Origin of the sequence: Faecalibacterium sp. I3-3-33 (assembly GCF_023347295.1) — a bacterium.
Classification (GTDB): Bacteria; Bacillota; Clostridia; order Oscillospirales; family Ruminococcaceae; genus Faecalibacterium.
The window spans coordinates 597,034-610,415 of sequence record NZ_CP094469.1 but is presented as its reverse complement, the minus strand read 5'-3'; the positions used below and the strand labels follow the sequence as shown (position 1 = coordinate 610,415).

The window sequence follows — 13,382 nt, the reverse complement described above, 5'->3', positions numbered from 1 at the left end:
GCCCTGCTGTACCCTGTTTTTTGGTTACTTGCGTGCGATCATTTCGGTATAGGCCAGCACCAGCGGGCCTACGCCCTTGGCGTCGTTGCAGACCACCGGCTCGCTGAAGTAGTAGGCCAGAGAGCCGTCACGGTGATCCTTGCCGCCCAAACCCGCCACAAGGCAGATGCCGTCCAGCTGCAAGCTGCCGTCCGGGTTCTTGGACAGATACCGGTCGCAGGTGCCGTAGAAAGCCTTCTCCGCCCATGCAGCCATGCGTTTGGGCAGATAGCCCAGACGCACGCCCTTGAGCACCGCGTAGGCAAACAGGGCGGTGCCGCTGGTCTCCAGATAGTTGCCCTCGGCCTCCGGGTGGTCGATGACCTGCCAGAACATTCCGGTCTGCTCGTCCTGGAACTTGTGCATATCCTCCACAGTCTGCTTGAGCATGGCCATGATGCCGCGGTACTCGTTGTACAGCTGCTCGTCCATGCGCTCCAGCACGTCCACCATCGCCACAAGGAACCAGCCCATGGCGCGCAGCCAGAAGTTGGGGCTGCAGCCGGTCTCAGGGTCTGCCCAGTACATCTGGCGGCTCTCGTCGTAGCCGTGGTAGTACAGGCCGGTCTTTTCGTCCCGCATGTGCTTTTTGATGTTCATGAACTGCTTGTAGCTGTCGATGCAGCCCTGCATCTTGTTGAAGCGGGTCTCGTACTCCATGTAGAAGGGCTGTGCCATATAGGTGCCGTCCAGCCACACCTGCCACGGATAGATGTCCTTGTGCCAGAAGTTGCCCTCCTTGGTGCGGGGCTGGGTGAGCAGCTGGCTGCGGATGGTGTCGATAGCCTTGCGGTACTTCTCGTCCCCGTAGATATCATACAGAATGAACAGGTTCTTGCCCTGATTCACGTTGTCCAGATTATACTCCTTGGGGTCGTAGGTCTTGATGGAGCCGTCCGGCTGCACAAAGTAGTCGATGAACTCCTTGGAGAATTCCAGATACTTCTCGTCGCCGGTGGTCTTGTACAGGCTCAGGCAGGCGGTGATCATGCAGCCGTCGATGTAGTTCCACTTGTTGGGCTTGCCGCTGCGCACCTTCTCGATGTTCCACATCGGGGCTTCTGCGCTGGAATTTGCGATCAGGTAGTCCACATAGTCGCCCAGCATGGACAGGATCTCTTCATGGGTCATGGGTCAGTCCTCCTCAAAATGTCCTACGTTGGCAAAGTGCAGCCGCTCGCCCTCGTAGCCCTCGATCTTCACGTTGTGCAGGTCGATCTCCTTGACGTTCTCGGCATAGATGGCCAGCTTTTTCACCAGCGGACGGTTATCGGCCATGGCAGCCTGTCCCTCCTTGGCGTTGGGGTCAAAGGTGATGCTCACATCCCGCATGGTCACCCGCTCGATGGGCTGCTCCGGCAGACCGTCGAAGTAGCAGCCCGCGAACTGGGCATCGGTGGCCACGATGTTCTCCATGGTCAGGCTACCCAGCTTGGGGGTGTACTCGTCCACCGGCATCGGCTCGCGGCACTGCACATAGGGGCCGTGGCCGTCCGGGTCGCAGAAGTAGAACATATTGATGACAAAGGGCGCTTTGACGCCCCGCATCTCCACGTTGCGGAACACCAGCCCGTCAATAACGGCGGTGTTGCCGCGGCCCCGGCGGGTCTTGACGCGCAGACCGCGGTCGGTGTGGTCCATCAGGCACTGGGTCACCACCATGTCCTTGACGCCGCCGCTCATCTCGCTGCCGATGACGATGCCGCCGTGGCCCTTGTCCAGCAGGCAATTGCGGATGACGGTGTGCTCGCAGCTGCGCTTCAGCTTCATGCCCAGAAAGACCTTGCTGGCCTTCATGGCGATGCAGTCGTCGCCCACATGGATGTTCATGCCGATGATGCGAATGTACTCGCAGCTCTCGGGGTCGATGCCGTCCGTGTTAGGGGCGTTGTAGGGGTTGTTGATGTTGAAGTTGAGCAGGTCGAGGTGCTTGACAAAGATGGGGTGGATGGTCCACGAATAGCTGTTCTGCACCGTGATGCCGTGCAGGCAGACGTTCTCGCTGTCCACCGCAGCCACGGCGCGGGGACGCCATGCGATGCGCTTGACCTTGGGGTTCACCCACCAGTCGCCGTTCTCGGCATCGCAGTCCAGTGTACCCTCGCCGGTCACCACCACGTCATGCACCTGCGTGATGTTCAACAGACCCGCAAAACTGTCCAGCGGGTTGCCCTCCCAGCCGGTCAGGTAGTACTCGTCCACCTCGTTCTCGCTGGGCAGTACGCCGGGCAGGATGGGGTAATGGGTGCGGTCGTTGTCGCCCAGCAGCACAGCGCCCTTTTCCAGATACAGGGTGGTGTTGCTCTTCATGAACAGGCTGGCGGTGCGGTAACGGCCGGCGGGCACATACACTGTGCCGCCCTTGGGGCAGGTGGACAGCGCCGCCTGCAGCCGCACGGTGTTGTCGGTCTCGCCGTCAGCCACCAGACCGTAGCGGGCAGCATCCACAAAGAAGGTCTCCGCCTCGGTGGTGAAATCCAGCTTCAGGGTCTCGCCCTCAGCCTGCACCTCCACCGTATAGGTAGTGCCGGGCAGCAGGGAGAACAGGGAGAACACATTGGTGTTGCAGGCCTCGTATACTGTTTTGCCATTCAGGGCAACCGTAAAGGGGTGTGCCGGACGGTAGCACAGCTCGTTTTCCAGCTCGAAAACGGCGCTGCGGGTCATGGAACGGATCAGGGTCAGATTCATGCGAAATAACCTCCTGTGAGTTCGTCTTGCCCCCACGGGGCAGACGTGGTATCATGAGGAAAAGCGCTCTCCCGGCTACCGGGAGGGTCGTTTTCGGAAAGGATGCGCAAAATGAAAGCGGAACGGGAAAAGATCCATGCAAAGGTAAAGGCAGACACCGTGCGGCTGACCGGCAGCAAGCTGGAGCTGACGGCAGACGAGGAGACGTGCACTTTTCTGCTGGTAAGCGAGGGCAGCTGCACCCTGCAAATGGGGGAAACCAGCCTGCTGGTAAACCCCGGCAGCGCGCTGCTGCTGGGTGCGGGGGACGCGGTGCTCTCCGCCGCCGGGGCAGCCGTACCGGAGCTGGTGGGCTGCCGCTTTCCGCTCAGCGCCCTGCACGAGCTGCGCAGCGCCGCCCAGCGGGATTTTGTCCGGCTGTTCGTGCCCGGGGAGGCAACGGTGCTGTACGGCCCGGTGCTATGGACCCGCCGCCTGCGCACCCTGCTGGAGATGATGTGCTCTGCCATGCCGGAGCAGGACTACCCCGGCGGACTGTACCTGCTGCTCATCCTGCACTATGTAGAGCAGGAGTGCCTTGCCGAGAGCAGCGCCGCAGCGCGCCCCCGCAACGAGACCATTGAGCAGGTGTGTGCCTACCTTGCCGCCAACTACCGGCAAAAGTTCTCTCTTACCGAGGTAGCGGCGCGGTTCTACCTTTCCCCCTACTATCTCAGCCGCCTGTTCCGGCGGGTGACCGGGCAGTCCATCGTGGACTACCTGAACAACCGCCGCATCGAGGCCGCGCAGAAACTGCTGGAGACCACCGAGCTTTCCATCAGCGCGATTGCCGAGCAGACCGGCTTTGCCAGCGCCGCCCACTTCCGCCGCGTGTTCCGCGAGGTGATGGACATCAGCCCCCTGCAGTACCGCAAGAAAAATAGGGAATGATGTATTCGCCTGCGGCGAATATGATGTGCTACGCAATGATGTGCTGCGCAATGATGCGTTCCCTGCGGGAACATGATGTGCCGCTTTGCGGCAATGTGCCGTAAGGCACACATCATCTGCCGTAGGCAGACATCATTGCCCGCAGGGCTCATCATGTTCCGCGCAGCGGAATTATCATTTCTCCCGCCTACCAAAACACCCCCTGTGCCATCCGTTGGGAGCAGCACAGGGGGTGTTGGTCTTGGTCAGATGTTCTTATGGCGCATTAGCCCTTGACGGCACCTGCGGAGATACCTTCAACGAACTGATCCTGTGCACAGAAGAATACGATCAGCTGCGGCAGGATGGAGATGAGGGACAGTGCAAGGATCTTGTTCCATGCAAAGCCGGTATCACCGTCCATAGACAGCTTGACGAACAGGGACATGGGGTACTTGCCGGGGGTGCTGACGTAAAGCAGCGGGCCCATAAAGTCGTTGCAGCTCCACATGAACTGGAACAGTGCGCAGGACACCAGAGCGGGTCCCAGCATGGGCACGATGACCTTGTACAGGGTCTGGAAGGAGGAGCAGCCGTCAATGGCGGCAGCCTCGTCCAGATCACGCGGGACGTTGCGCATGAACTGCACCAGCTGATACACGAAGTAGGTCTCGGTAGCAAATGCGCAGTGCACCCAGATGGCCAGATAGAAGGGGCTGTCCACCCAGCCGAACTTGTTGTACAGCAGGTACTGCGGCACGTTCAGCACGACCTGCGGCAGGAACAGGGTGGCCAGCATGATGTTGAACAGCAGCTTGCGGCCGGGGAAGTCGAAACGGCCAAAGCCGTAAGCGGCGATGCAGGCAGACACCACAGTGCAGATCACCTTGGGGATGACGTAGCTGTAAGTGTTGAGCATGGCCTGCAGGATGTTGATGGAGCCGCCGAAGTTGTTCAGGGCGTTGCGGTAGCCATCCAGCGTAGGCTTTTTGATCCACAGGCTGATGCCTGCAAAGATCTCGCTGTTGTCCTTGAAGGTAGCGCTGATCATCCACAGCAGAGGATAGATCATGATGACACCAACCAGGATCAGCACGAAGTACTTAAAGAAGGTTGCGATCTTATTCGATGCTTTCATTCCCATATTGGTCACCTTACCTTTCATCCGAGTAGTAGACCCACTTCTTCTGGCTGGTGAACGCAATGATCGTCAGGATGCAGACGATGATGAACATGATCCATGCCAGAGCAGAAGCCATGCCCATGTCGTAGGACTTGAATGCGTAGTTGTAAACCAGCAGGGAGATCAGGGTAGTGGAACCACGGGGACCACCGTTGGTGATGATGTAGGGGCCGTTGAACTCCTGGAAAGCCTGGCAGATCTGCGTGACCAGGTTGTAGAAGATGATGGGGGTGATCATCGGCACGGTGATGGAGAAGAACTGACGCCACTTACCGGCGCCGTCGATGGTAGCCGCCTCGTACAGGTCTGCGGGCACGCCCTTCAGTGCAGCAAGGAACAGCACCATGGCGGAACCGAACTGCCATATACGCAAAAAGCAGATGATCCACAGTGCGTAGTTGGGGTCAGACAGCCACTCGGGGCCCTGCACTGCACCAAAGGTAACAGCGCGCAGCACAGTGTTCAGCAGACCGTCCACGCTGAACACAGCCTTCCACAGCACGGCGATCGCCACAGAGCCGCCCAGAATGGAGGGGATGTAGTACACGGTACGGAACAGGTTGACGCAGGCGATCTTAAAGTTCAGGATGTAGGCAATGAACAGTGCGAAGATCAGCTTCAGGGGCACGGTGATAAAGGCGTACTTGAAGGTGATGATCAGCGCCTTGGTGATCTTTCTGGTGTGGAATGCGGTAATGTAGTTGGCCAGACCAACAAAGCTGGTGCCGTCCTTGAAGAAGTTCATATCGGTAAAGCTGTAGTACAGCGACTGACCGAAGGGGAACGCCTTAAAGACGAGAAAGCCGATGATCCAGGGGATCAGATAAAACAGACCCTGATACTTATCGACCCATTTCTGGAACGGAGTTCGTGCGCCTGCGGGCGCATTACTTTTTTTCATCCGAAGTCCTCCTTTTACAGGATTTGAAGCAGACAGTGCAGCAGGTCACAGACCGGCAACAATTCATTCAAGGTTTGATAACCTTTCTCTGAAAAAACAAGGGTATCTGCCGTACGGGCGGCAGATACCCTTATTGTGTTTCAGATACGGAATATCCGGTTCTGACCGCTGTCAGAGAGGGATAAACTTAGCCGACGGTGTAGCCAACAGACTCCATGCCGTCCAGCAGAGTCTCAACAGCCTCCTCGGGGGTCTGATCGCCGTAGTCGATGTTATCGAACACTTCCTGATAGATGCCGGTGCCGGAAGCCTTCAGGTCGTTGTTCTCGAACAGGGGATCCAGCTTGTTGGTGGTGAAGGCCATGACCTTGGCATTTGCGTCAGCAACCAGGCTCTTGACAGCGCCGGCGTCCTGAGCGAACTTCAGGCCAGCCTTGGAAGCGGGGATGCCGCACTCGGAGCCCATGATGGAAGCGCCCTTCTCCTCGTTCAGCAGGAAGTTGATCAGGGTAGCAGCCTCGGCAACGTTCTTGCAGGTCTTGGTGATAGCCAGACCCATGGACACCTTGGAGAAGCCGCCGTTGTTGTCGCCGAACTTGATCTCCTCGCCCACGGTGAAGCCGTCCTTGTTGCTGTCGTCCAGAGCGGAAGCGTACTTGGTAGCAGCGGAATCCCACTCGAAGATGCCTGCGATCTTACCGGTGATCCACTCGTTAGACTGGTGGGTAGCGGTATCGGAGTTTGCGGAGTAGTAGGTCTTCAGGTTCATCATGACGTGGTTGTCCACCAGGCTCTTGATGAAGGCCAGACCCTCAGCGATCTCCTCCTCGGTGTAGTTCAGGGTGGAGGTAACGGGATCTGCCCAGTCCTTGCCGTACTTGGACTCGAGGTAGAACACCATCAGGATCATACGGTCGTATGCGCCCAGGTGCATGGGGTAGTAATCGTCGCCCAGCTTCTCCTGGAAAGCCTTACCGGCAGCCATCAGATCGTCCAGAGACTTGGGAACCTCGGTGATGCCAGCCTTATTAAAGGTGGTCATGTTCCAGTAGAAGATACGGCCGGTCATGGAGACGGGCACGCACTGCTGGCTGTTGGCCACATAGCAAGCGTCCATAGCAGCGGCATCCCACTGGGTCAGGTCGATGAACTTGGAAGCAGTGTTCAGATCCACGAACTTGCTGCCGTCGGCAGAGTAGTTGTACAGCCAGTTCCAGTTCACCTGGCACACATCCTGCGCGTTGCCTGCGATGAAGGCAGCAGCCATCTTCTCTTCCCAGCCGGACCATGCGGCGAAGGTGGGCTCCACGGTGATGTTGGAGTATTCGGTGTGGAAAGCCTCCAGAGCGCTCTGGTAAGCAGCGTGACGGCTGTCGCCGCCCCACCAGCTGATGCTCAGGTTGACGGGACCGTCAGACAGAGCCAGACTCTCATCTGCGGAAGCAGCGGGAGCCTGAGAAGCAGCGGAAGAAGCGGTGGAAGAAGCAGCGGGCTTGCTGCCGCAGGCAGCCAGCAGACCTGCAGCACCGACAGCGCCGGTAGCCATCAGGAAGTTACGACGAGAAATTGCCTTGCTCATTTTTGTTCTCCTCCTAATAGAAAACATCTTCATGCAGGGGGTCTGCACATGCCCCCTTGTATACAATTATGATAACAAAAGCCACAAGAAAAAGAAAGATGCAATTTACAGTGATACAGGATAAAAACGTACAAATATTGCCCTTGTTTTCAGAACAGATTCGACGTCCTTGCCGAAATGAATAAACTTGCGCTGAAAAACTGTGCAACTTGTATACTTCAATGACTTGCATAAAAATCTGGGATGCAACAGGGGCATAACGGCAAAAATTTCAATAATTCCTGTTACATTTGCCGTTCTGCCTGTAAAATTTCACGCTTTGCAGCTGCCACCCATACCCATCTTCTTTAGCCCGTTCTCCCCTTCAGCAGACAAATGTCCCGCCGCAACTGATATATCAATAGTGCAAAAAACGTGCGTATTTCGCCCAGTTGATATATCAGTCCCTCTAAATGCAACAAATTGATATATCAGTCTGTATACAGCCTATGGGGGGTACCCCTTCCGTCTGCTCACTGCGTTCGCAGTCACCTTCCCCAAGGGCAGCGTCCTCGCCCTCTCAGTCACCTGCGGTAACAGCTCTCCCAAAGGGAGAGCCAAGAGCACTGCCGGAAGCTTCCTCGGTATACCTAATACTTTAGCGATAAACCTTACGGCTTGGCTCTCCCTTCGGGAGAGCTGGCGCGGGAGCGCCTGAGAGGGTTCATTCCACGCAAAAAAGCCGCTGCACCCGGCACGGTGCAGCGGCTTGTATATAATATAAAAGTATCTCAGTTTTCCTTTGCAGCGTAGAACGCCCGCCGCGCTTTGAAGTAGCACTGGGGGCACATGCTGACGTACTGCACATCGTTTTCAAGGTCGATGGCTACCTGCTCGCCCTCAAAGACGAACTGCCCGTTCACCTTGCGGCAGTTGCAGATGGCCTTGCGCCCGCAGGTGCATATCGTCTTCATCTCCTCGATGGTGTGCGCCAGCTCCAGCAGACGGGTAGAGCCCGGGAATCCCTTGAGGGAAAAATCTGCCCGCAGACCGTAGCAGATCACCGGGATGTTCAGATCTACCGTGACCATGAACAGCTGCTCGGCCTGCTCCGGGGTGAAGAACTGGCTCTCGTCGCACAGCACACAGGCCAGCGGCCCGGCGGCATCGTTTGCCGCCTTCACAGCTGCAAACACGTCCAGCTCCGGCGGGATCAGCAGGTCTGCTTTGCGGCGCACGCCCAGACGGCTCACCAGCTCCCCGCCGCCCTTGGTATCCACCTGCGGCTTTAAAATGAGCACCTTCATGCCCTGCTCTTCGTAGTTGTGTGCCACCTGCATCAGCGCCGTGCTCTTGCCGCTGTTCATGGCACCGTAGCGGAAATACAATTTTGCCATGCCGTCACTCCTGATTGCGCAGACGGTAGCCCAAGCTCATCAGGCTGTCGCCCAGATGGACGTTTTCCACCACCACATCGGGGTAAGGCACCGACAGGTCATAGTGGGAGAAGTTCCAGAAGCCCTCGATGCCCAGATCCACCAGCCGTCCGCTCACCTGCTGTGCACCATCGCGGGGCACACAGAGCACCGCCACCTTGGGCTTGTTTTCCTCGCAGAATGCCTCCAGCTCGTCAATGTGCCGGATGCGGATGCCGCTGATCTCCTTGCCCACCTCGTTTTCAGCCACATCAAAAGCGGCGATCAGTTTGTAACCGTTGGTGTCGGTGGTGATAAAGCGGCTCACCGCCTTGCCCAAACGGCCGCAGCCGATCAGAATGGTGGGCAGGCGGTCGCCGTTGCCGAACAGCAGGCTTTCCAGAATGGAAAGCAGGTTCTCCACCGAGTAGCCGATGCCCTGCCGTCCGTTCACGTCACCGATGCAGTTGAAGTCCTGCCGCACCTGCGAGGCGGTGGTGCCCATCTGGGAAGCCAGCTCCCGGGAGGAGATGCTGGTAATGCCGTCGGCCTGCAAGGAGCGCAGATACCGGTAATATTTGGGGAGACGCTTGATCACAGGGATCGATGCTTTTTGGGGGGTGTTCATAGGAAAATTCTCCTTTCTGCCCAACGCGCTGCAGCTTCTGCCGCCATGCAAGGGGCTTCTTTGCGCGCAGAGAGATGTTCCGTTTTATCCTGTTATATTATTTAAAGTATACAGCATGAAAGGCGAATGTCAAATACCTATTTGTAAAAAAGCAAAAAATTCACAAAGTTTTTTGTTTCTTTTCTCCTGCATACTTCCCCGGCTGCCGGGGGATACTGACCCCACAAAGACCCCGCTACGGAAGGAGAACGCGCATGGATACGGCAAAAGACACCCCCGCAGAGCAGCACCGGATGGAAAAAGAGGATATCGAAGATCTGGGCACGGTCACCCTGAGCCGGGGCGGTCATGTCATCCACTGCCTGACCGTCATCGGCCAGATCGAAGGGCATACCGAAGCGCCGCAGGGGCAAAAGACCACCAAATACGAGCACGTCATCCCCCAGCTGGTGGCGGTACAGGAGGACCCCCGCATCGAGGGGCTGCTGGTGCTGCTGAACACGGTGGGCGGCGATGTGGAGACCGGCCTTGCACTGGCAGAGCTGATCGCCAGTATCTCCAAGCCCAGCGCCACACTGGTGCTGGGCGGCGGGCACTCCATCGGCATCCCGCTGGCGGTCAGCGCGCGGCACAGCTTTATTGTCCCCACCGCCACCATGACAGTGCATCCGGTGCGGCACTCCGGGCTGATCTTAGGCGTGCCGCAGACCATGCACTGCTTTGAGCAGATGCAGCAGCGCATCACCGGTTTTGTAGCCGCCCACAGCGGCATGCCGGAAAAGCGCTACACCCAGCTGATGCTCCACACCGGGGAGCTGGTCATGGACATGGGCACAGTGCTGGACGGACGCCGCGCCGTAAAGGAAAAGCTGATCGACGAGCTGGGCGGTCTTTCGGACGCGCTGGCATGGCTGTATAAGGAAATTGAGCGGGGGTGAATCTTTGCGGCTTCCCCCGCCGGGCGATTTGAACTGCGCTCCGCGTTCGCTTTGCGCATATTCAGCGGAATTATTTTTTTATTTGCAGTTCCGAAACGCCTGCGGGCGTTTCGGAACTGCCTTTTCACGAGAGGGGCTGGATTCGTTCCATTTTCCTCCAACAAAAACAACATTATGGTTTGCCATTTTTGCCCTTGCGTGGTACAATAGTAGAATCAATTATTGTGTCTATGGGAAGTTGGGGAACAGAGTAGAATGGCAACAAAAAAACGAAAATCAACGACACGGCGTACTGCTGCCCGCCGTAAAAGGGCAGAGCAGCGGCTCCCGGCAGGGCTTGGCACCCTGTTCGGCGGCCTGCTGCTAATGGTGCTGGCCTTTGTGCAGGGCGATTCCGCATGGCGGGTGCTCCACGATGTGCTGTTCGGGCTGTTCGGCTGCGGCAGCTTTGTGCTGGGTGCAGCCGTGTGCTGTCTGGCCGTTTTGTACACCCGGGGCGAGGAGCTGTTGTCCCGCATCCTCAAGCTGGTGCTGGGGCTTATCTTTGTCTGCGGCACAGTCATCGTGTTTTCCGATATCCAGCCGCAGGGGTTGTCGGCGCTGCAAATGCTTTCCGCCTGCTACGCCAACGGTGTCAGCGCATGGCTGTCCGGCGGCGCAATGGGCTTTGTGCTGGGCGGCGTGCTGCTTTTGCTGTGCGGACGCCCGGCGGCAAACCTCATTATGATCGTGCTTTTGTTGTGCGGCAGCCTGTACATTTTTGATGTCACCCCCGCCGAGGTCTGGGTCTGGCTGTGCGCCGTCACCGGCGGCATCCGCGCCCGCGGCTCTGCCTTTGCAGAGCAGAGCGCCGCCCGCCGCGCCGAGCGTGCCGCCATCCGGCAGGCCGAGCGGGAGATTGACGAGGAATACGACGAAACCGAGGACGAGCCACTGGACGAGGAGGACGAGCCTGCCGGGCTGCATCTGGGTGTGCCGGACTGGATGTCCGGCGTGCTGCGCTGGGGGCATAAGGTAACGCAGGAGATGGAAGCAGACGCTGCGGACACCGAAGCTGCGCCCGCCGCCCCTGCCCAGCCAGAACCTGCCACACCGCCCATCACCCCGGTACGGGTCAGCGTTGCGCGTCCCCGCGCTGCCTTTGACGTAGATCTTGGCCCCGACCACACCGCTCTCTCCGAGGGTGGCAGCGAACCCATTGAGCCGCTGATCGTCGGGCCGGGCGGCACCTTCGGGCAGGACCCGCTGCGCCCTGCGCCCAAACCCACGCCGCCGCCCATCGTGGCAGACCCGGTGGTCACCGCTGCGGCAGATTTCTTTGCCAAGGACGCTCCGCAGCCGGAAGAGCCTGCCCCCGCTTTTGATGCTCCCGTCGTCCAGCCGGCAGCGCCGGTGGTGCAGCCGCAGATGCCCACGCAGCCGGAGGCTGCACCTATCCAGCCCACTGTGCCCCGGGTGAGCGCCGAGAACGCCGTGGCGTTCCGCTCTGCGCCGGACGAGGATGGCTGGATCAGCATTACCGCCGAACCGGTGGAGGAAAAGGACATCAACTCGCTGGTGGCAGCGGCCATGGAAAAGCCCGCCGTCTCGGAGCAGGCAGCCGCCACCGCCCCCGCCGAGGAAAGCGAGCCGGTGGACAGCTACGAGTACCAGTACCCGCCCATCGAACTGTTTGAAAAAACGCAGGAGGAGAGCGACCCCGGCGCACAGGAGGAACTGAAGGCCAACGCCCAGAAGCTGGTGGATACGCTGGAAAGCTTCGGCGTGCGCACCCGGGTGCTGGATATCTCCCGCGGGCCCTCTGTTACCCGGTACGAGCTGCAGCCCATGGCGGGCGTAAAGATCAGCCGCATCACCTCGCTGGCAGACGATATCGCCCTGAACCTTGCGGTGGCAGACGTGCGTATGGAAGCGCCCATCCCCGGCAAGCCCGCCGTGGGCATCGAGGTGCCCAACCACAAAAAGACCGCCGTTTCCATCCGCAGCATCTTTGAAAGCCAGAGTTTTCTGCGCATGACCTCGCCGCTTGGCATCGCCCTTGGTAAGGACATTGCCGGTGTGGCGCAGGTGACCGACCTGTGCAAGATGCCCCACCTGCTCATCGCGGGCAGCACCGGCAGCGGTAAATCCGTGTGCGTGAACAGCATCATCATGAGTCTGCTGTTCCGCTCCAGCCCGGAGGACGTGAAGTTGCTGCTCATCGACCCCAAGGTGGTAGAACTTGCCGAGTATAACGGCATCCCCCACCTGCTGATGCCGGTGGTCACCGAGCCCCGCAAGGCCGCCGGTGCACTGGGCAGCGCGGTGCAGGAGATGGAGCGCCGCTACCGCCTGTTTGCGGAGAACAATGTGCGCGATATCAAGTCCTTCAACAAGTTGGCTACCGAGCAGCCGGGGCTGGAAAAGATGCCCTACATCGCCATTATCATCGACGAGTTGGCTGACCTGATGATGGTGGTGGGCAAGGACGTGGAGGATTCCATCTGCCGCATCGCCCAGAAGGCGCGTGCCGCCGGTATGCACCTGATCGTTGCCACCCAGCGCCCCAGCGTGGACGTGATCACCGGCCTGATCAAGGCCAACATCCCCAGCCGCATCGCCTTTGCGGTGTCCAGTCAGGTGGACAGCCGCACCATTCTGGACGGTGCCGGTGCAGAAAAGCTGCTAGGTCAGGGCGATATGCTGTTTATGCCCGTGGGCGCACCCAAGCCCACCCGTATTCAGGGCACCTTTGTGCGGGATGAGGAGATCAGCCGTGTGCTGGACTTCATCAAGTCCAGCGCCACTGTACAGTACGATGAGGCCATGATCGAAGCCATGGAAAAGCACGCCATTCAGGACGGCAAAAAGGGCGGCGGCGGTGCCGACGCCGAGGAGGACGCAGGCTCCGACCCCATGTTCAAGCAGGCCGTGGATGTGGTCATTGACGCCGGTCAGGCCTCCACCAGCCTTTTGCAGCGCCGCTGCAAGCTGGGCTACGCCCGCGCCGCCCGCATCATGGACGAGATGGAGCAAAAGAGCATCATCGGCCCCTACGAGGGCGCAAAGCCCCGCGCCGTGCTCATCAGCCGCCAGCAGTGGCTGGAAATGCAGATGAACCAACCGGAGGAATAATAAAGG

General features: G+C 58.9%; 10 protein-coding genes. 3 read left to right on the top strand and 7 right to left on the bottom strand.

The genetic code is table 11. The annotated features are described in order from the left end of the window. Nucleotides 1–24: 24 nt before the first annotated feature. A complete protein-coding gene (locus tag MTP39_RS02890) occupies nt 25–1,170 on the bottom strand; it encodes a glycoside hydrolase family 88/105 protein (RefSeq protein ID WP_055186955.1) in 1,146 nt (381 codons plus the stop codon). A gap of 3 nt (nt 1,171–1,173) precedes the next feature. After that, entirely contained in the window at nt 1,174–2,730 is a 1,557-nt protein-coding gene (locus tag MTP39_RS02885) for a glycoside hydrolase family 28 protein (protein WP_055186956.1), read from the bottom strand. A gap of 111 nt (nt 2,731–2,841) precedes the next feature. Here MTP39_RS02885 and MTP39_RS02880 point away from each other — a divergent pair, with 111 nt between their 5' ends. Then, the gene (locus tag MTP39_RS02880) at nt 2,842–3,660 is read left to right on the top strand and encodes a helix-turn-helix domain-containing protein (RefSeq protein ID WP_249241365.1); all 819 of its coding nucleotides are present in this window, start codon (nt 2,842–2,844) and stop codon (nt 3,658–3,660) included. Nucleotides 3,661–3,925: 265 nt separating this feature from the next. Here MTP39_RS02880 and MTP39_RS02875 read toward each other — a convergent pair whose 3' ends face one another. The 5 genes from MTP39_RS02875 to MTP39_RS02855 form a co-directional block, all read right to left on the bottom strand. Further along, a complete protein-coding gene (locus MTP39_RS02875; RefSeq protein ID WP_430517145.1) occupies nt 3,926–4,777 on the bottom strand; it encodes a carbohydrate ABC transporter permease in 852 nt (283 codons plus the stop codon). Nucleotides 4,778–4,793: 16 nt separating this feature from the next. After that, nucleotides 4,794–5,723, bottom strand: coding sequence for a carbohydrate ABC transporter permease (locus tag MTP39_RS02870; RefSeq protein ID WP_249241364.1), 930 nt, complete (start codon nt 5,721–5,723; stop codon nt 4,794–4,796). 187 nt (nt 5,724–5,910) lie between these two features. Further along, the gene (locus MTP39_RS02865; protein WP_249241363.1) at nt 5,911–7,302 is read right to left on the bottom strand and encodes an ABC transporter substrate-binding protein; all 1,392 of its coding nucleotides are present in this window, start codon (nt 7,300–7,302) and stop codon (nt 5,911–5,913) included. Nucleotides 7,303–8,072: 770 nt separating this feature from the next. Further along, a complete protein-coding gene (locus MTP39_RS02860; RefSeq protein WP_249241362.1) occupies nt 8,073–8,678 on the bottom strand; it encodes a thymidine kinase in 606 nt (201 codons plus the stop codon). A 4-nt stretch (nt 8,679–8,682) separates the two neighbouring features. Further along, a complete protein-coding gene (locus MTP39_RS02855; protein WP_249241361.1) occupies nt 8,683–9,324 on the bottom strand; it encodes a redox-sensing transcriptional repressor Rex in 642 nt (213 codons plus the stop codon). 254 nt (nt 9,325–9,578) lie between these two features. Here MTP39_RS02855 and MTP39_RS02850 point away from each other — a divergent pair, with 254 nt between their 5' ends. Together MTP39_RS02850 and MTP39_RS02845 are read left to right on the top strand one after the other, a co-directional pair. Beyond that, on the top strand, nt 9,579–10,262 hold the full coding sequence (locus MTP39_RS02850) for a ClpP family protease (protein WP_097782672.1): 684 nt from the start codon (nt 9,579–9,581) through the stop codon (nt 10,260–10,262). Between the two features lie 255 nt (nt 10,263–10,517). After that, nucleotides 10,518–13,376, top strand: a complete 2,859-nt coding sequence (locus tag MTP39_RS02845; protein ID WP_249241360.1) for an FtsK/SpoIIIE family DNA translocase — start codon at nt 10,518–10,520, stop codon at nt 13,374–13,376. Nucleotides 13,377–13,382 lie beyond the last annotated feature (6 nt).